Raw genomic sequence first — 19,429 nt, 5'->3', positions numbered from 1 at the left:
CAGGGTTCTGGGCAAATAGGGGGTAACCATGCCCCCGCGCATGATAGATATGAGGCTTTGATGGACTACAAGGAAATCCTGTACACGCTTGAAAATGGTCTGGCGATAGTCACGCTGAACCGCCCAAGCAAGATGAACGCCCTGACAGGCCAGATGCGGGCTGAGATCACCCATGCCATGAAACGCGCCGCCTCTGAGGCCCGCGCGGTTGTGCTCACCGGGGCTGGGGCGGCCTTCTGCTCTGGCCAGGACCTGAGCGATGCCTCTGGCAATGGGGATCTGGATCTTGAACGCACCTTGCGGGATGAATACACCCCAATGCTGGAAGCCGTCTATGATTGCCCGGTTCCAACCCTGTCCGTGATCAACGGTCCTGTTGCAGGTGCCGGCGCCAATCTGGCCCTTGCGGCGGATGTGGTAATTGCCACCGAAAGCGCCTATTTCCTGCAGGCCTTTGCGCGTATTGGCCTGATGCCGGACGCGGGCGGTACCTGGTTTCTGCCGCGCCAGATGGGCCTGGCAAAGGCCATGGGGGCGGCGCTCTTTGCCGATAAGATCTCTGCCAAACAGGCCAGCGATTGGGGCATGATCTGGGAAGCTATTCCGGATGATGAGTTCGAAACTCAGTGGCGTGCACGTGCGGCCTATCTGGCCAATGGCCCAACCAAGGCCTTTGGCGCAATCAAAACCGCGATCCGTGCCAGTTATGGCAACAGCCTGCCAGAGCAGCTCTCGGTTGAGGCAACTCTGCAAGGGGAATGTGGCAAAAGCCGCGATTTCAATGAAGGCGTTACCGCTTTTCTAGAGAAACGTTCTGCCGAGTTTGAAGGGCGTTAATCCTTCCTTTTCCAAGTTTGCCTACCATTGATTTCAAGGTCTGAAGCCTGAGTTGGAAATCAAAGGTAGGCATTTCTTGCAGTATACGTCCCATTTTCCGGAAACTAATGAAGCGTGTGAACGCCCGCATGTCACTGTGTTTTGTGCAGTTTGGCACAAGCAACCCAACAAACTGGAACTGTTGTGCAGTCATTGGGAGAACCTGAAATCCCAAAGCCTCGGCGTGGAACCATGCTACATCTTTGACAATGGAGATCAGGCGCCGGATTGGCTGGATGCGCCCTGGCATTCCTTTTCTGAGCCTCTGACAATCTATGAAGCCTGGTCTGCTGGTGTGGCGCTGTCACGTACACGTTTTGTCGCTCAGTTGAATATGGATGATCGTTTGGCAAGCAATGCGATTGAAGCGATGCTCGCCATGTTGTTAAAAAATGAGGTGTCCTTTGTCTCGGGCGATTGGCGGATCTGTTTTGATCAGGCCCATATGGATGAAAAGTTCGAAATAGAAGACGTCAACAACACCCAGTTCAAACCGGACTGGCCACCCAAGCAGGTGGAGAACCTGCGTCTTGGCAGTGGTACAAAAGAACGTGGAACTTACGGGCCCTGCAATCTTTGGGACACTAATGTGATTGGAAGGTTCTACCCCAGCCATTTCCATAACGGAGAGCCCATTCTATCGGCCGGGGATGCCCTTTTCTGGCACCTTCTCGAACGGAGTAATATAAAAATGCTTAGACTGGCGGCGATCATTGGTCGGTATTACTCCGATCCCGAAACTCAGGGAGAGTTCCGTCCGCATCGAGATTTCGAAAACGCAGCAGAGCACGGCATTTCGCAAGTCAGTTTTGGGAGCCGGATCCTGTCAGGTGAAATTCCTCAGGTCTCCGCTGAGAACACACCCGCATCAGCAGCTTAGGAGCGGCGTGAAAGTCCTGGATGGAGGACAAGAAGGGGTATCGGCATGCCATGACAAGAGCTTGGCCCTTTCAATGGCTGCCGTAAGCTCCACATCGATTGCAGCTAGCTGAAGTTGGGCTCTGTTGAGCGCTGGTTCTGGTCCTTGACCCGCTTGCAGGTGGCCGTTCTGCGCCGTAGATGGTTCCCTCTGCACAAAGAAAAGCCGCGAAGGGGGCAGAACCCTACGCGGCTTTTGCTGTTTTGTGTTGTTTGAACCGCGTTCAGACTGCTGCTACTGATTTAGGCCGCACGTACGCCGTTGATCAATAAGACATGCTCCGCCAGATCAAAGCTGTAGTTCTGATCTGCAACGCGGAGTGTACCACCGAGCCATTGGCAGAGATCACCGCGTCAGAGGAGCCGTCGCTGTTTTCCACCATTTCCACAGTCAGGTCAGGTTCACCATCCCCAGGGTCATAGGCATACATCAGCTGATCTTCGTCCGGGTCAAAGTCGGACACTGTTGCAGCACCTTCTCCTTCAAGATAGGAGGCGGTTAAAAATGTATCCGCTCCGCTGCCGCCACCAACGGAATCATTGACGCCAAAAATCACAGTGTCATCGCCAGAGCCGCCAAAGGCACGATCGCCTTCCGTATCGCTGTCGGTAGAGAAATCGATTTGCAGCTGATCCAGCAGATTGCCAATGCCATTTTCGAGCTCCGGATTCGCCAGAAACGCGGCTTCGGAATCGGGGTCCATGGTGCCGCATGCAAGGATCAGATCATCGCCGCCGTCCCCCTGAAGCCTGTCTGCTCCGGTTGAATCAATGAGAACATCGTCATTGCGCCCACCGCGAATAAGGTCGTCACCTTCGCCGCCCTGAACCAGATCTTCGCCATGGCCGCCAAAGACGCTGTCGTTGCCTTCGCCACCTTGGACACTATCGTTGCCGCCGTCCCCAAAGACACGGTCGTCACCAAAATTCCCATCAAGAGTATCGGTGCCGTTTTGCCCAAAATTGTATTATTGGCTTCGTCACCTTCGATCTCGTCGTCGCCGCTTGCACCAATAAAGCAGTCGGTATCCGTGCCGCCACCGGTGTCATCTCCACTGCCGGTAACTGCTGGCGCGTCGTCATCATCGTCTACAATAAGTACAATACCTGCAATCAGGCAGATTCCCAAAAGTGCCATCCACATCATAGAATGGTCCCTCAGAAAGTGATTAATCTTTCTTTCAAAATACCTCTGGCTGGGCCCTTGGAACAAGACAATTAAAGGTGATTTTGATGAAAACCGAAGCCAGGTTTCCACAGTGGTTTCACGCAGGCATTATTGTTCACCACGGGGAACCAATTTTTCAAAATGAACACAAAATGGTTCGATGTTGAATGCAGGTTGACGATCACTGGTCACAATAAGATCAGGTTTTGATTGCAGCGACTCGCAAGAGGAAATCTGTGAACCGCCTGTTCTGGAGAGGCTCGCCATCAAAAAATGCCCCGCCAAAATGGCGAGGCTTTGAGACTTATCTGGATGTGCCGGTTAACGGTTTTCGATGTCCACGTAGTTGCGCGCCGTTTGACCAAGATACAGCTGACGTGGACGGCCGATCTTGTTCTGTGGATCTGCGATCATTTCTTTCCACTGCGAAATCCAGCCAACGGTGCGTGACAGCGCAAAGATCGGGGTGAACATCGAGGTGGGGAAACCCATGGCTTCGAGAATGATGCCCGAGTAGAAATCCACATTCGGGAACAGTTTCTTCTCTTTGAAGTAGGGGTCATTCAGCGCCGTCTGTTCCAGCTCTTTGGCAACCTGCAGGAGAGGGTTGTCTTCGACACCCAGCAGTTCCAGAACCTCATCGGCGGATTGCTTTAGCACAGTCGCACGTGGGTCGGTGTTCTTGTAAACACGGTGACCAAAGCCCATCAGGCGGAAGGGATCGTCCTTGTCTTTGGCGCGGGCAATGAACTCAGGAATACGGTCAACCGATCCGATTTCTTTGAGCATTTCCAGGCAGGCCTGGTTGGCGCCACCATGGGCAGGCCCCCACAGACAAGCAATGCCGGCCGCGATGCAGGCAAACGGATTGGCACCCGAAGAAGAGGCCAGACGCACGGTTGAGGTCGAGGCGTTCTGCTCGTGATCCGCATGCAGAGTAAAGATCCGGTCCATCGCGCGGCTCAGGATCGGGTTCACATTGTAGTCTTCGGCAGGAACCGAGAAACACATGTGCAGGAAGTTGGCGGCGTAATCGAGATCGTTCTTGGGATAAACGAAGGGCTGGCCGATCGAGTATTTATAGGCCATCGCCGCAATTGTTGGCAGCTTGGCGATAAGGCGGATCGACGCAACTTCGCGCTGCCATGGATCGGCGATATCGGTGGAGTCGTGATAGAAGGCGGACATGGCGCCAACAACACCCACCAGAGTGGCCATTGGGTGCGCGTCACGGCGGAAACCACGGAAGAAGTTGTGCATCTGCTCATGCACCATGGTGTGACGGGTCACACGGGCTTCAAAATCTTCCAGCTGTGTTGCGGTGGGCAGCTCACCGTAAAGCAGCAGATAGCAGACCTCCAGGTAATGCGACTGCGAGGCAAGCTGATCAATCGGGTAACCGCGGTGCAGCAGTTCGCCCTTGCCGCCATCAATAAAGGTGATGGTGCTGTCGCAGCTGGCTGTCGATGTGAAACCCGGGTCATAGGTGAAAACCCCGGCCTGGGCGTAGAGTTTGCGGATGTCCAGAACATCTGGCCCGGCGGTGGGCGAGAAAATGGGAAGCTCGTAATCCTGGCCATTCAGGCTGAGCTTGGCGGTCTTCTGTGTCTCGGTCATAGATGTCCCTTCCTGTATCAGGCACGAATACCCGGAATTTTATCCCGGGCACGGTGCAGGCAGAACCTGCGCGCGGATCGCGCAGGTGAGGTGGTATAGGAACAGGCTTACTGACCAGTTAAAGCCAGGATCAGCCTGTGGCGTCGTTGAGCCGGGCCATTGTCTCTTCGCGGCCCAGGATCAGCATCATGTCAAACACCGACGGAGTTGCGGCGCGACCGGCCAACACGGCCCGCAGGGGGGCGGCCAGTTTACCGAACTTGGTGTCATGGGCTTCTGCAAATGTATTGAGAAGCGCCTCAAGATCGTCACGGGTCCAGCTAACACTTTGCAACTGCGGCGTCAATTGAGCCAGTATACCATCGGATACATTTACCAGCGCCTTGGCCGCCTTTTCATCCGGTTCAATTGGCCTGGTTGTCAGGACAAAGTGAGCTTTTTCAAGCAGGTCAGGGAAGGTCTTGGCCCGTTCCTTGAGGCAATACATCGCACGTTCAAGATTTGCTGACTGAGCGTCATCCAAAGGTGATTGCCCAGCTGCGATCAAATAGGATTGAATTTCCTGCCGCAATGCAGCGTCATCGCTAACAGCATTGTGCTGGCTACAGAGGTTTTCCAGCTTTTTGGTGTCAAACCGCGCCGGGCTTTTGCCAATGGCCTCCAGGCCAAACCAGTCTTTCGCCTGGGCGTCGGTGAAAAACTCGTCATCGCCATGGCTCCAGCCGAGACGGGCCAGATAGTTGCGCATCCCCGCCGCACTATAACCCATGGCCTGATATTCCTGTGCGCCCAGGGCGCCGTGGCGTTTGGAGAGTTTTTTACCGTCTGCACCATGGATCAGTGGGATATGCGCCCAGACAGGGACCTCCCATCCCATGGCGTCATAGATCATCATCTGGCGGGCAGCATTGTTGAGGTGGTCATCGCCCCGGATCACATGGGTCACGCCCATGTCGTGGTCATCGACCACAACGGCCAGCATGTAGACCGGCGTGCCGTCCGAGCGCAGCAGAATCATGTCATCCAGCTGATCATTGCGGATTGTGACATCGCCCTGAACCTGGTCGCGGATCACCGTGACCCCATCTAGGGGCGCTTTGATCCGGATGACATAGGGGGCATCCGGCTGGCTCTCGGCCGTGGCATCCCGCCAGGGAGAGCGATACAGGGTTGATTTGCCTTCGGCTTTGGCCGCATCGCGAAAGGCCGCAATTTCATCCTGGGTGGCAAAACACTTGTAGGCCTTACCTTCAGCCAGCAGTTGTTGCGCGACTTCGGCGTGGCGTTTGGCGCCCTCAAACTGACTGACAATTTCGCCGTCGTGATCCAGGCCCAGCCATTTCATGCCCTGCAAAATGGCAGCGGTGGCCTCTGGCGTAGAGCGCGCTCTATCGGTGTCTTCAATCCGCAAAAGAAACTTGCCGCCGCGGCCGCGCGCAAAAAGCCAGTTAAACAGGGCGGTACGGGCGCCACCAATGTGCAAATAGCCTGTAGGAGAGGGGGCGAAGCGAGTGACGACGGGTTTTGACATGTGGTGATCTGCCTTTGGAAACCAAGAATGAGCCGGATTTTGCAAATGAGCCGGAATTTGCGCCTGTTTACCGAGGCCGGGAAGCTGGAGCAACCATACAGATCCTGCTGCGGATAGATCAGGCCCTGCAGGCGCAGCGCGGGCATTTAATGCCCTGGATCCCGGTTGCGCTAGGGTTTGGTATCGGTTGGTTCTTTTTGCTGCGCAAGGATCCTGGTGTTTTAACCTGGTCTTTGTTGGCTTTGGCCGCAATTGTCGCTCTGCCATTTACCCAAAGGGGCGATGCACGGGCCTTTGTTGCCTGGGCGGTTATTCTGATCGGGATGGGGTTTGCTGCAGCTGGGGTCCGGTGCGCTTTGGTACAGGCTCCGGTCTTGTCGTTCCGTTATTATGGCCCTGTCGAGGGGCGATTGATCAAGGTAGATCGCTCCAGCAGTGGGGCGGTTCGCCTGACCCTGGATCAGGTGCGGCTGGCCCGTGTGGCGCCAGAGGATCGACCCGCGCGGATCCGCTTGTCCCTGACCCGGATGAAAGAACCGCCCGAGGTTGGCGCCAAAGTCGCCACAACCGCACATTTGATGCCGCCTCAAGGTCCCAGTGAGCCGAGCGGTTTTGATTTTCGCAGATATGCCTGGTTCCAGAAAATCGGAGCAAATGGCTATACCCGAGCCCCCGTTGTGGTGTTGGCTCCTGCGCAATCAGGGCTCTATCTGCCTAGGTTTCGCTCCCATTTATCGCAGGCGGTGCAACAACGATTGGGTCCAGAAACCGGCGGCTTTGCTGCAGCAATCATCGCGGGAGACCGAGCAGGAGTAGAGCCCAAAGACCTGCAGGCGCTGCGCGTCAGCAACCTGGCCCATTTGCTGGCCATTTCAGGCCTTCATATGGGTTTGCTCACCGGGTTTGTCTTTGCCGTTTTGCGGTTTTCACTCTGTCTCATTCCCAAAATTGCACTGCGTTGGAACGTCAAAAAAATCGCCGCAAGCACAGCGCTTGTGGTGGGCTTACTCTACCTTGGCATCTCCGGAGGGAGTGTCTCCACCGAGCGCGCCTTTATCATGGTGTTGGTGCTTTTTGTCGCCATTCTTCTGGATCGTCGTGCCCTTACCCTGCGTGCCGTTGCGGTTGCGGCCACCCTTGTCCTGCTGCGCAGACCGGAAACACTTTTGAGTCCGGGTTTTCAAATGAGTTTTGCGGCAACCACGGCTCTGGTTGCCGTCTTTGGGTGGATTAGAATCCAACAGCCGGAATTGGGTCCTGCTTGGCTTCGCCCGTTACTGACTGTGCTCCTATCATCTGTGGTGGCCGGGGCCGCCACGGCGCCTTTTGGCGCTGCACATTTTCATGTTCTGTCTCACTATGGGCTGCTCGGCAATGTGCTGGCGGTCCCCGTTATGGGGTTGGTTGTTGTCCCTGCCGCCGTTCTATCTCTTTGTCTTGCGCCATTTGGAATCGAACAGATCGGAGTTTTCTTTCTGCACATAGGCCTGGAGTGGATATTGATGGTTGCCGCCTGGGTTGCCGCTTTCCCCAATGCGCAAAGCGGGGTGGTCATGCCTGGTCCCTGGGTGCTGCCGCTTTTTACCTTTGGGGCCTTGCTGATCTTGCTATGGCAGGGCGGTTTCCGCTGGGCTGGCCTGTTGCTGATGGGGGCTTCCTTGATGCTCTGGGGGCAAGCAACCCGGCCACTGGTCCTGGTGGCTGCAAATGGTGGGCTGGTCGGGGTGATAACCCCTGAGGGCAGAGCTTTGTCCCGTGCAAACAGCCAGGGCTATACGGCAAGGAACTGGTTGGCGGCGGATGGAGGGGGCGACACACAGGCCGAAGCGGCACAACGCTGGGAGGCCCAGGTCAAAAAGAAGGTGTTCCTGGTCGCAGGACGCCGGATCATTCACATCACAGGCAAGCGACAGGCCCAAGAATTACGAACCTGCCAGCCAACAGATTTGGTGATTTCCAATACCTCCATGAAGGCTGAAGGAGTCTTGGAGCCTGAGGGAGGCTGTGAGGTTTGGGGGAAGGAACGCCTGCGCCGTAGCGGCAGCCTTATGATGGGGGGAGATGGCCAGATGGTGAGCGCCGCTGATCTTGCTGGCAATCGCCCCTGGTCGAGGCCGTGACGGAAGCTGTCAAAGTGCAGGGAAGGGTGATTGGGGCGGCTGGGTCAGTAGCTGCGGATCAAGCCAACCAGACGCCCCTGAACCTTTACCTGATCCGGTGACAGGATTCGGGTTTCATAGGCGGGGTTTTCTGCCTCTAACGCGATTTTGCCATTGCGACGGAACAGCCGTTTCAGCGTTGCTTCTTCATCGGCGATAAGGGCGACAACAATATCACCGTCATCGGCAGTATCTGTTTCGCGGATCACCACGATGTCACCATCGTTGATGCCGGCATTGATCATCGAGTCCCCGCGAACCTCCAGAGCGTAGTGTTTTCCATTGGAGGAGAGCATGGTTTGCGGGATGGCGATCTGATGGGTGATCTGATTGATGGCCTCGATCGGGACACCGGCGGCAATTCGGCCCATGACGGGGATTTCCAGGGATGCAACAACCGAAGCTGCGGGTCTGGCCTGCGCAACGGCAGGACGTGGCGCACCACCATGTGTGCCCATGGGAACTGCGTGGGCAGATGTTGGCGCAACTGAGGCATCGCCCATGTTTTCTGGCAGGCGCAGAATTTCAATGGCCCTGGCGCGATGGGCAAGACGCCGAATGAACCCGCGTTCCTCGAGTGCGGTGATCAGCCGGTGAATACCCGATTTGGAACGCAGATCCAGTGCAACCTTCATTTCATCAAAACTGGGGGGAACACCGTCCTTTTGCAGGCGCCGGTGAATGAAGTTCAACAAATCCAACTGCTTCTTGGTTAGCATTTCGGTCCCTCCAGATACATCCGCTGCGTTTTGTTCTATTCATGTTCTCGTTTTGTGTCAACAACACAAGAACACCACGGCAACTTTTGTGCGATTTTCACTGTCGAGGTGTTACCTGTCCTATTCCGTAACGGGCAGTCGCGCGGGGATCTTCAGATTGGAAGGTATTGCAGCGTCTCACCCTGGTGTTGCCTGGACGCATTGGGCGGCAGAACAAGCAGGGCGTTTGCATCGGCCAGCACCGAAAGAAGCGAGCTGTCCTGATTGTCGGAAACGGTGATTTCACCGGCAATAACACGCGCACGCATATAGTGTTCGCGCGGCCCGTTTGCACCCAGTTCATGTGTCAGACGCGCGCTTTGCAACTGGGTAGGTTCAGCCCCCATTCCCAGCATGGCCTGCACCATAGGTTGCAAGAAGATATGTCCGCAAACCATTGCAGAAACTGGATTTCCGGGCAAGCCGACCATGGCGATACCCCCCATGCGGCCGGCCATCAGCGGCTTGCCGGGGCGCATGGCAACCTTGTAAAATGACCGTTCCATTCCAAGATCGGCTGAGACCTTGGCAACCAGATCATGATCCCCAACCGAGGCGCCGCCAATGGTGACCACCAGATCGACCTCACGCGCCAGAGAGAAGGCCGTTTTCAGCGAGGCCTCGCTGTCTCGCGCAATAGGTAGAACCAGAACCTTGGCGCCAAATTCGTCCAGCATCGCCTTGAGACCAAAGGTATTGGAGGCGATGATTTGATCAGGACCCGGGGTGCCGCCTGGCATTACCAATTCATCGCCGGTAGAGATCAATGCGACCACTGGGCGGCGGTGGACGGGAACGTCTGGGATGTTCATCGCCGCCAAAAGCGCCACATCAGAGGGGCGCAGGATACGCGGTGCGGTCACGGTCTGACCGATGCGGAAATCACCGCCGCTGGGGCGAATATTGCTCGAAGCACTGGGCTGGTTTTGGATGGTAATCAGGTCTTTCTTGCGGTCGACATCCTCTTGGATAACCACAAAATCCGCACCCTGCGGCACCGGGGCACCAGTGAAGATACGTACCGCCTGACCGGGTTTTAGGTGGCCGTCAAAACGATGCCCAGCCGCGGCCTCACCGATGACCTGAAACATGGCATGCAGTTCAACCTCGTCCCGCTTCACCGCGTAACCATCCATCGCCGAGGCAGCAAAGGGCGGCTGATCCCGGTCCGCCCGCACCTCTTGGGCAAGCACCCGGCCATTGGCCTGGGCCAGGGGAACCTGCTCAACTTCGGTGGGGGAGCAGAGCTGCAACAGAGCCGCGCGTGCCTCGGAAACTGAAATCATTTATGCCTCGTAACGGCCTGATTTGCCGCCATCTTTTAGAACGACACGGGTGCCACCAATCTGCATGGCTTTGTCCACTGCTTTGGCCATGTCATAAACGGTGAGGCAGGCAACGGAAACCGCCGTCAGAGCCTCCATCTCAACGCCGGTCTGTCCGGTGGTCTTGACCGTGGCCTCAACCCGAACGCCGGGCAAGTCCGAATCCAGTGTCAGCTCAACAGAGACCTTGGAAATGGCCAGCGGATGACACAGCGGGATGAGATCGGGTGTTTTCTTGGCGCCCATGATGCCGGCCAGCCGCGCCACACTCAGCACATCGCCCTTTTTGGCCTTGCCTTGGGCAATGATCTCAAAGGTTTCCGAGGCCATAGTGATGTGACCTTCCGCAACAGCAACCCGCGAAGTTACCTCTTTGTCGGAGACATCAACCATATGGGCATCGCCCTTGGTGTCAAAATGGGTCAGGGACATATCACAGGGCTCCGGGGATCAGTGGGTTTGCCAGCAGACTGCGGGTGGCCTGGGCCACATCGTCCTGGCGCATCAGAGATTCCCCGATCAGGAAGGTTCGAGCACCATAACGGGCCATATCCGCCAGATCCTGCGGCGAGGACAGGCCGCTTTCACAGACTATGCTGCGCCCGGCTGGGACCAGACGTGACAAATGGCGCGTGGTGTCCAATGTGGTTTCAAAGGTTTTGAGATTGCGGTTGTTGATGCCCATAAGGGGGGATTTCAACAGGCTGGCGCGTTCCAGCTCGGTTTCGTCATGAACCTCAAGCAGCACATCCATGCCCCAAGCCGTGGCACTGTCTTCCAACTCTGCAGCCTGTGCATCACTCACCGAGGCGAGAATGATCAGAATGCAATCGGCACCCAGGGCGCGGGCTTCTGCGACCTGATAGGTATCATACATGAAATCCTTGCGCAGGGCGGGCAGAGAGCAGGCGGCGCGGGCCTCTACCAGAAAGGATTTGGCGCCCTGAAAACTGGGCGTATCGGTCAGTACCGAGAGGCAGGCGGCGCCACCTTGTTCATAGGCCTGGGCCAGGGCGGCCGGGTTGAAATCCTCGCGGATAAGACCCTTGGAGGGGCTGGCTTTTTTGATTTCTGCGATCAAGCCATAGCCGTCGCGCGCAGCGGTCGAGAGCGCGGCGGCAAAGCCACGAGGCGCTGAAGCATCGCGGGCCTCGGCTTCGACCTCGGAGAGCGGCTTGGCGGCTTTATCGGCGGCGATTTCTTCCAGCTTATAGGCCTTGATCTTGTCCAGAACATTTTCAGCCATGTCACAGCCTCCTGTCATCGTGTTTTGTCATTGTTTCCCCTCAGATCGTCCAGTCGATTGGCGTTGATCCGCGCGCGGCAAGCCAGCTGTTGATCTGTGAAAACACCCCGGAGCCAAAGAAGCCACGGTGGGCGGATAGCGGAGAAGGGTGGGCCGTCTTCAGGATCAGGTGATCGCCCGAATGGAGGTATTTTTCAAGCCTTTGCGCCTGTTTTCCCCAGAATACATAGGCGGTCGGGGTCTGGGAAGTCTTGGCCAGCACCTGCTGAACCAGTGGTGTCCAGCCCAGATCTTTGTGCCCATTGGCCTCTCCGCTTGGCACCGAGAGCGCAGTGTTGAGCAACAGAACCCCCTGACGTGCCCAGTTTTGCAAATCTCCGGTCGCTGGGTGGCCGCCAATATCTGTCTGTAACTCTTTGTAAATATTGGAAAGGGATCGAGGCAAGGGCCGCACGTCAGGCGCAACAGAGAAAGCCAACCCATTGGCATGACCCGGCGTTGGATAAGGGTCTTGGCCCAGGATGACCACGCGGGTTTTATCGAGCGGTGTCAGCTCAAAAGCCGCAAATCGCAGGGGGTTCGGTGGCAGGGTGGCTCGAGGGTCCTCAGCAAGACGGGCATTGATTGCCGGCCAGTCCTCGGAGAAAAACGACAGATCGCCCCAGTCGCCCAATTGAGGGCCCATTGGCGGCGATCCTTCAGTTGCGGTCATCAGGCGGCGGCCGTGGTGATTTTTGCCAGGGCTTCCAGCTTGGCTTTGGCAGAACCGGAATCAATGCTTTCCTTTGCCCTTTCAACACCTTCCTTCAAGGAGCTGGCTGCATTTGCCACCACTAGCGCAGAGGCGGCGTTCAACAAAACAGCATCGCGGTAGGCACCTTGTTCTCCGTTCAGCAAGGCACGAAAGGCCGTTGCATTGTCTTCGGGGCTGCCACCAACAATGGCTTCAAAGGGATGCACCGGCAGGCCGGCCTCTTCCGGGTGCAGCTCAAAATCCCGGATCGAGCCGTCTTCCTCCAGCGCGGAAACCCAACTGATCCCGGTGATGGTCAGCTCGTCCGTGCCATCAGATCCATGCACCAGCCAGGCTCGTTCAGAGCCGAGCTGGCCGAGGGTTTCTGCCATAGGGCGGATCAGATCCCGGGTAAAGGCGCCAGTCAATTGGCGTTTGACGCCCGCAGGATTTGTCAGTGGACCCAGGATGTTAAAGATCGTTCTTGTGCCCAGTTCCTGCCGGGTTGGCATCACATGGGCAACTGCCGGATGGTGCATCGGCGCCATCATGAAGGCAATGCCGCAGCTGTCCAGTGCGGCTTCGACAACCTTTGGCGGCACCATGACATTGATGCCCATCTGCGCCTGCACATCCGCCGTGCCAGAACGCGACGACAGGTTGCGATTGCCATGCTTTGCCACCACAACCCCGGCGCCAGCGGTCACAAAGGCAGTGGCGGTGGAAATGTTCAGCGTATGTTTGCCGTCTCCACCTGTGCCAACGATATCCATGGCACCAGCCGGTGCTTTCACAGGATTACATTTGGTCCGCATTACGGAGGCAGCGGCTGCATATTCATCAACGGTTTCACCGCGAGTGCGCAGCGCCATCAGGATCCCGCCAATCTGGCTGGGGGTGGCTTCGCCTTCAAACAGCAAGGTAAAGGCCTCGGTCGCCTCACCTCGGGTCAGGGGGCGGTCGGCGGCGGCACCAATCAGCGGCTTGATCAGATCGCTCATGCGGGCACCTTCATGTCATCGAGAAAATTCTTAAGCAGGGCATGGCCGTGCTCGGAAGCAATGGACTCTGGGTGGAACTGAACCCCGTGCATCGGCAGCTCTTTGTGCTGCAGCGCCATGATGGTGCCATCTTCCAGCTCGGCAGTGATCTCCAGACAGTCGGGCAGGGCTTCGCGCTCCACCACCAATGAGTGATACCGCGTGGCCTCAAACGGGCTGGGCAGGCCGGCAAACAGGCCTTTGTTCTTATGATGCATCAGCCCCATCTTGCCATGCACGATCTCGTGGCAGCGGGTGACTTTGCCACCAAAGGCCTGACCGATGGTCTGATGCCCCAGGCAGACCCCCAGCAGCGGAGTTCTGGTTTCCGCTGCTGCCTGGGTGAGGGCGAGGCAGATGCCAGCCTGTTCCGGGGCCTTTGGGCCGGGAGAGAGCAGGATGCCCGCAGGGTTCAGGGCCATTGCCTCCTGCACAGTGAGCGCATCATTGCGGTGGACTTCCATCTCGGCGCCCAACTCTCCGAGGTAGTGCACGAGGTTGTAGGTAAAGGAGTCGTAGTTGTCGATTAGCAGCAGCATCTTGGCGGGCTCTTTTATGGGTGGCGGGCGAGGGGGGCGCCGCAGTATAGTGGTTGCGGTATACTTGTTCAGGCTTGTGCGGCAGCGTCAAGAGCAGGACGTTCAATTGGCGCCGAGCGTGACCTGACAGGGGACCAAATGGGCAGATTTTGGGGGTGTGCAAGCGCCTGTTTCTGTCAGAAGTTTGAGGACAACCAGCCCGGTGACAGGGCGGATACAGGTGATGAGGGGCAGGACTGCGATGAAAGGGTTTCTCGGAGGCGTGAGTATCGGGGCGTTGGTGGCCGTTGGAGGCGCTGCAATGTGGTCGCTCTCCTCGCCTTTGCCCAGCCGGGTGCAGGTGGATACAACAACGCCGGATCAGTCCAGCCAGCCAGAGGTTGCTGAGGCCGAGGCGCCGCAGACCAGTGAGACTCGCGACGCCGACCTGGTTGAGGCCGCACCCGCCATTCCTTCCAGCTCCAGTGACGTGGACACCAGCCCCATTGCCGTTCTGGACACCAGTCCCGGAAGCAGGCCCGTGGTGTCCACCGCTGAAGGGGCCAGCGCCGGCGATATGAGCCCGGGCGTGGTTGAGACCCTGCCGCAGGTGCCGAGCTCTGTTACAGTCACACCCGAAAGCAGCCCCGCTCCCAGTGTCCCGGGTCAAGAGGAAACACCAGTTGTTTCGACTGAGGCCGCAGCCTTGCCCGCACCGCCCCCCACTGCCGAACAGGACCCTGCCGAGGGTGCAGCTACCAGCGCGGATCCCACCTCAACAGACGTTGCCACCGACAGCAGCGATGGCGACCTCAATACAGATGAGGATATCACTGTTGCACAGAGCGTTGATTCTGATTCTGGAGATACCCTCTCCGAGGAAGTAGCCTCCGTTGCTGTGCCTCAGGTCTTTACGCCTGCTGTATCGGCCTTGCCAGGGGTGGACATTTCAGGCCCGGAAATCGGCTCCGCACCGGTCGCCACACAACCGCCCAGCATCTCTGTCAATACGGTCGTTTCACCCCAAGACGGTGCCGGAGCACAGCCTGCGTCAGGAGAGAATACTGGAGCTGAGGTTGCGCCAGAAGAGGAAACGGTTGCAACCGCCGAGCAGGTTGACCCGGAGCCTCAATCAGATCAGGAACAGCTGGCCGCGGCAGAAACGGCGACGACCGGGTCACGACTGGGGACCCGCGTGGTTCCCTTGACCGAACGCAGTAATACTCCCACCTTGATCGGCAGCGATGTCGCTGCGGCTCCCGAAGCAGTTGCGCCGACGGGCCAGCCAATTGACATCAATGCCGAGGCGTTTTCTGCGCCCAATGACCGGCCTTTGATGTCGATCGTGTTGATAGATGACGCTGCCGCAATTGGTGCCGAAGCCCTGGAGGGTTTTCCCTATCCGCTGACCTTTGCCATTTCGCCGCAGGATCCAAAGGCTGCTGAGAAAATTCAGGCCCGGCGTGCGGCAGGGTTTGAGGTGTTGATTCTGGCGGATCTCCCGCGCGAAGCCTCGCCACAGGACGCTGAAACCGCCATGGCGGTCTGGATGGAACAGTTGCCCCAAGCCGTTGGGTTCCTCGAGGGGGTGGATACCGGGTTTCAGGGCAATCGGCCGCTGGCTGATCAGATGGTCGCGGTGATGCAGGCCTCGGGCTACGGCATGGTGACCCAGAACTCTGGCCTGAATACGGTGCAGAAACTGGCCCTGCGCGATGGCATGCCTTCGGGCGTGGTGTTCCGCGATTTTGACGGGGCCGGACAAAACCCTCGCGCGATTCGTCGCTTCCTCGATCAGGCGGCCTTTCGTGCCCGTCAGGAGGGGGCGGTGATCATGTTGGGTCGCTTGCGCCCGGATACGATCTCGGCCCTATTGCTTTGGGGCCTGCAGGATCGTGCCAGCCAGGTTGGTCTGGCCCCAATCTCTGCCGGACTGAAAGCCAATATTCCCTCTGCAGACTAGGCTCCAGATCTGGGCCGAACGTCTTGAAATTAAGGTTGGAACCGCAAGGTAACATGACAAAAGGGCCTCCCGTTCGGGGGCCCTTTCTTTATTCAGTCATGTCGCTCTTTGTTGGCTGGGGTCAGTTGTTGCCCTTACCGACAAAGCGGGCCGCATCGGCTGCGGCGCGGCGGATGGCGTTGGATTTATGAACCGTCTCCATATATTCGGATTCCGGATCGCTATCATAGACTACCCCACCGCCGGCCTGCACATAGAGCGTCTGATCCTTGACGATGGCGGTGCGCAGGGCGATGCACATATCCATGTCGCCCCCAGCGGAGAAATAACCAACCCCGCCGCCGTAGACGCCACGTTTTTCCGGTTCCAGTTCGTCGATGATCTCCATCGCCCGCACCTTGGGTGCGCCTGAAACGGTGCCCGCAGGCATGCCGGCAAAGAAGGCATCCAGCGCGTCTTTGTCTTCGTGCAGCTCGCCCACCACGTTTGAAACGATATGCATTACATGGCTGTAGCGCTCGATGATGAACTGCTCTGTCGGCTTGACGGTGCCAATCTTGGCAACACGGCCAGTGTCGTTGCGGCCCAGATCCAGCAGCATCAGGTGCTCCGCCAGTTCCTTTTTGTCGGCCAGAAGATCCAGCTCGTTTGCCTTGTCCTGTTCAGGGGTTTCGCCACGCGGACGGGTGCCGGCGATGGGGCGGATTGTCACCTCATTGCCAAAGACCCGCACCAGGATCTCGGGGCTGGCGCCGATGACCTGAAAGCCGCCAAAGTTGAAGTAGAACATGAACGGCGAGGGGTTGGTGCGGCGCAGCGAGCGATAAAGCGCAAAGGGGGGCAGCGGGAATTCCTGGCTCCAGCGCTGTGCCGGAACCACCTGAAAGATATCGCCAGCACGGATGTAGTCCTTGGCCTTTTCCACCGCTTCCATATAGCCGGATTTGGTGAAATTCGACACTGGTGGCGCAATCTCGCGAGCATCTCCCAGATCGCGGGTTTCCGAGGGCATGGCCCGTTCCAGATCGCGCACCGCATCCATCACCCGCTCAGCCGCCTGGGCATAGGCGGCGCGGGCTGTCTGGCCCTCGCTGACCCAGGCCGGAGAGACCACGGTGACTTCGCCTTTGACCCCGTCGAGCACAGCAATCACGGAAGGGCGCATCATCACAGCGTCCGGCAGGCCAAGCGGATCCGGGTTCACATCGGGAAGATGTTCGACGTGGCGCACCATGTCATAGCCCAGATAGCCAAACAGGCCAGCAGCGGCCTGGGGCATATCCTCGGGCAGGTCGATTTTGCTTTCGGCCAGCAGGGCCCGCAGATTGTCCAGCGGATTGCCGGTCTGCGGCTCAAAGGCCTCCGGATCAAAGCGGGCCGAACGATTGAGCGCCGAGGCCTCACCATGGCTGCGCCAGACCAGATCCGGCTTCATGCCGATGATGGAGTAGCGTCCGCGCACCTCACCCCCGGTTACGGATTCCAGCATAAAGGCGTCCTTCTGGGCGCCTGTGAGCTTCAGCATCAAAGAGACGGGGGTATCCAGGTCGGCGGCAAGCCGCGTGTAGACAACCTGGTTTTCACCGCTCTCATAGGCCGTGGCAAAGCTCGCAAAATCTGGGGTCAAAGCCATCGGGCAGGTCTCGCTTGTTACTGGTAGTTGGTCATGACGGCGTTCAGCGCTTGCTGATCAACCCGGGGGGCGGCGCGCAGCTGAGCATCGCTGATAAAGGCAGAGAACAGCGCCTCTGATACCGCCTGATCCAATTGCGTGCTCAGGGCCTCTGCCAGGAGCTGCATTTCTTCGTTTTCCTCGGCGGCAAGCACCTCATCCAGACGCACAACAACGGTGCCGGCCTCTCCCTTGATCACTTTCAGATCGCCTGGTTCCATGGTGAAAATCTGGTTCATCATATCCGCAGGCGTATTGTCGAGATAGGAGGTCCGGGTGAGACCTGTTTCTTGCTGAACCTGGGTGCCTTCGGGGAAATCGCCAGTTTCAGAAGTGGCGGCCAGCAGGGCCTCTGCCTCTGCCTCCAGGGCCGTGGCAACACGGTCTGCCTCCCAGGCGGCCAGAACCTTTTGCTTGGCATCCTCAAAGGCTTCGGGGCGCTCTGGCAGGATCTCATCCAGACGAATTGCAAAGAGGCTGCCGTCGCCGAGGAATTCGGCGGTTGGGAAATCCTCAAGCGTCACAACGCTGGCGGCGGTCCGAAAACCTTCATAGGCGGTGATGCCTTCGCCAGTCTCGCCGTTCCAGCCCAGGCTGGCAACTTCCATATCGCTTTCATTGGCCAGATCTTCCAGCGTAGCACCACCGGCCAGCAGATCGTTGATCTCTTCGGCCTGCTGTTCGATCAGGCGGCGGGCACGATCTGATGCCAGCTCATCGCGCAGCTCAGGCATCGCCTGTTCAAAGGTGGTGAGGCGTGCCTCAAGGCGACCATTGATCCGGAACAGGGCAGGGCCGAGATCAGAGGGCAGAGGGCCGACAACAGCGCCCACTTCGGCGGCAAAGATGGACTCACCGGCGTCACCAAGGAAGGACTGCGTGACATCCCCAAGGTCGATGTCCTGAAGTGCCAGACCCCGGGCGTCAACAAGGGCCTCAAAAGTGGTGCCTGCGACATCCAGCTGGGCCTTTGCCTCACTGGCGCTGGCCTCATCTGCAAAGACCAGGCGTTCAACGAGACGGCGCTCGGCAACCTGATACTGTGCGCTGCGTTCCGCATAGAGGGCGCGCAGGGCTTCTTCATCGACCTCGACTGTGTCCAGGATCATCTCGGGGCTCAGATGCGCATAGGTGATCTGTTTGGTCTCGGGCAGGGTGAAATCACCCTGGTTGGCCTCATAAAACGCCTTCAGCACCGCATCCTCGGGAACCACCTGGATCAGGGCGATCTGATCGGGGCTGAGTGCCACATAGGAGAAGCTACGACGTGCGCCGATGTAATCGGTCATGGTTTTGGTCATGGTGTCTGGCATTTTGGCGCCAACCACGATGGCCCCCTGTACCAGGGTGCGGGCAGATTCGCGGCGCAGGTCAGCCTCAAAATCGCTCTCGTTCAGATTGGCGTTCTGCAGGGCAAAGCTGTAGGTCTGGCGATCAAACTTGCCGCTGGCGTCCTGGAAGGCGGGGATTTCCGCCAGCTCCTGGCGCAGGTTGTCATCGCCGACGGAAATGCCGAGCGATTTCACCTCATTGTCGATGGAGGCGATTGAAATCAATCGGCCCAGAACCGCCTGGTCCATGCCAAAGGCAGCCATCTGCGCAAAAGTCAGCGTCTGGCCACTCTGTGCCTGCATCGCACGTTGTTCGCGCTGCAATTCACGCAGGTATTCATCAACGCTGACCTCTTCTTCGCCAACCAGCGCAATGGCAGACATCGAGCTGCTGAAGTTCACTGCGCCAAAGCCGGCGAGGCCAACAATCAGCAAGCCCATAAGGATCCAAACAAATGTATTGGATAGTTTTTTAATGCCAGTGGCCATGCTGCCCTCGTTGTTTTCGGTTCACAGAGATGCCGCGAGACCCTTGTCCTGCGCCCACCTCCCTAAATGAATTCGCACCTTGCAT

General features: G+C 57.9%; 16 protein-coding genes and 1 pseudogene. 4 read left to right on the top strand and 13 right to left on the bottom strand.

Going from position 1 to position 19,429, the window contains the following annotated elements:
• The first annotated feature begins 60 nt into the window (after positions 1 to 60).
• Both ED661_RS10345 and ED661_RS10340 read left to right on the top strand, forming a co-directional pair.
• Positions 61 to 837 (top strand): enoyl-CoA hydratase-related protein, encoded by a 777-nt coding sequence (locus tag ED661_RS10345; RefSeq protein WP_122073814.1) that lies wholly within the window; start codon positions 61 to 63, stop codon positions 835 to 837.
• A gap of 52 nt (positions 838 to 889) precedes the next feature.
• Entirely contained in the window at positions 890 to 1,756 is an 867-nt protein-coding gene (locus ED661_RS10340) for a glycosyltransferase family 2 protein (RefSeq protein WP_216822447.1), read from the top strand.
• Between the two features lie 304 nt (positions 1,757 to 2,060).
• Here ED661_RS10340 and ED661_RS22215 read toward each other — a convergent pair whose 3' ends face one another.
• The 4 genes and pseudogenes from ED661_RS22215 to gltX form a co-directional block, all read right to left on the bottom strand.
• On the bottom strand, positions 2,061 to 2,498 hold the full coding sequence (locus ED661_RS22215) for a hypothetical protein (RefSeq protein WP_122073813.1): 438 nt from the start codon (positions 2,496 to 2,498) through the stop codon (positions 2,061 to 2,063).
• Positions 2,499 to 2,549: 51 nt separating this feature from the next.
• Positions 2,550 to 2,708 (bottom strand): annotated as a pseudogene (locus ED661_RS22410) (calcium-binding protein); the annotation flags it as partial.
• Between the two features lie 575 nt (positions 2,709 to 3,283).
• The gene (gene gltA / locus ED661_RS10325) at positions 3,284 to 4,579 is read right to left on the bottom strand and encodes a citrate synthase (protein WP_122073812.1); all 1,296 of its coding nucleotides are present in this window, start codon (positions 4,577 to 4,579) and stop codon (positions 3,284 to 3,286) included.
• A 130-nt stretch (positions 4,580 to 4,709) separates the two neighbouring features.
• A complete protein-coding gene (gltX, locus tag ED661_RS10320) occupies positions 4,710 to 6,110 on the bottom strand; it encodes a glutamate--tRNA ligase (protein WP_122073811.1) in 1,401 nt (466 codons plus the stop codon).
• Between the two features lie 14 nt (positions 6,111 to 6,124).
• On the opposite strand from gltX, the gene ED661_RS10315 reads away from it, so the two are divergent.
• Positions 6,125 to 8,230, top strand: coding sequence for a ComEC/Rec2 family competence protein (locus tag ED661_RS10315; RefSeq protein WP_371412427.1), 2,106 nt, complete (start codon positions 6,125 to 6,127; stop codon positions 8,228 to 8,230).
• 44 nt (positions 8,231 to 8,274) lie between these two features.
• Here the strand turns inward: ED661_RS10315 and lexA are convergent, their stop codons facing one another.
• From lexA to ED661_RS10280, 7 genes are all read right to left on the bottom strand, one after another.
• On the bottom strand, positions 8,275 to 8,988 hold the full coding sequence (gene lexA, locus ED661_RS10310) for a transcriptional repressor LexA (protein ID WP_122073810.1): 714 nt from the start codon (positions 8,986 to 8,988) through the stop codon (positions 8,275 to 8,277).
• A 152-nt stretch (positions 8,989 to 9,140) separates the two neighbouring features.
• Positions 9,141 to 10,313, bottom strand: coding sequence for a gephyrin-like molybdotransferase Glp (gene glp / locus ED661_RS10305; protein WP_122073809.1), 1,173 nt, complete (start codon positions 10,311 to 10,313; stop codon positions 9,141 to 9,143).
• Complete coding sequence (gene moaC / locus ED661_RS10300; RefSeq protein ID WP_122073808.1) at positions 10,314 to 10,784, bottom strand: cyclic pyranopterin monophosphate synthase MoaC; 471 nt, start codon at positions 10,782 to 10,784, stop codon at positions 10,314 to 10,316.
• Between the two features lies 1 nt (position 10,785).
• Complete coding sequence (gene trpC / locus ED661_RS10295) at positions 10,786 to 11,598, bottom strand: indole-3-glycerol phosphate synthase TrpC (protein ID WP_122073807.1); 813 nt, start codon at positions 11,596 to 11,598, stop codon at positions 10,786 to 10,788.
• 40 nt (positions 11,599 to 11,638) lie between these two features.
• Entirely contained in the window at positions 11,639 to 12,283 is a 645-nt protein-coding gene (locus tag ED661_RS10290; protein WP_254054813.1) for a uracil-DNA glycosylase, read from the bottom strand.
• 26 nt (positions 12,284 to 12,309) lie between these two features.
• A complete protein-coding gene (gene trpD / locus ED661_RS10285) occupies positions 12,310 to 13,332 on the bottom strand; it encodes an anthranilate phosphoribosyltransferase (RefSeq protein ID WP_122073805.1) in 1,023 nt (340 codons plus the stop codon).
• Entirely contained in the window at positions 13,329 to 13,910 is a 582-nt protein-coding gene (locus ED661_RS10280) for an aminodeoxychorismate/anthranilate synthase component II (RefSeq protein ID WP_122073804.1), read from the bottom strand. Before ED661_RS10280 ends, trpD begins: the two co-directional genes overlap by 4 nt.
• Positions 13,911 to 14,151: 241 nt before the next feature.
• Here ED661_RS10280 and ED661_RS10275 point away from each other — a divergent pair, with 241 nt between their 5' ends.
• Positions 14,152 to 15,852 carry a divergent polysaccharide deacetylase family protein gene (locus tag ED661_RS10275; protein WP_122073803.1) on the top strand — a complete coding sequence of 567 codons (1,701 nt, stop codon included), beginning with the start codon at positions 14,152 to 14,154 and terminating at the stop codon, positions 15,850 to 15,852.
• A 121-nt stretch (positions 15,853 to 15,973) separates the two neighbouring features.
• Here ED661_RS10275 and trpE read toward each other — a convergent pair whose 3' ends face one another.
• A complete protein-coding gene (gene trpE / locus ED661_RS10270; protein WP_122073802.1) occupies positions 15,974 to 17,485 on the bottom strand; it encodes an anthranilate synthase component I in 1,512 nt (503 codons plus the stop codon).
• Positions 17,486 to 17,502: 17 nt separating this feature from the next.
• Entirely contained in the window at positions 17,503 to 19,344 is a 1,842-nt protein-coding gene (locus tag ED661_RS10265) for a peptidylprolyl isomerase (protein ID WP_122073801.1), read from the bottom strand.
• Between the last annotated feature and the right edge of the window lie 85 nt (positions 19,345 to 19,429).

This window comes from Pseudophaeobacter sp. EL27 (genome assembly GCF_900313025.1).
Taxonomy (GTDB): Bacteria; Pseudomonadota; Alphaproteobacteria; order Rhodobacterales; family Rhodobacteraceae; genus Pseudophaeobacter.
The sequence above is the reverse complement of the archived record's forward strand: the minus strand, read 5'-3'. Positions and strand labels throughout refer to the sequence as shown.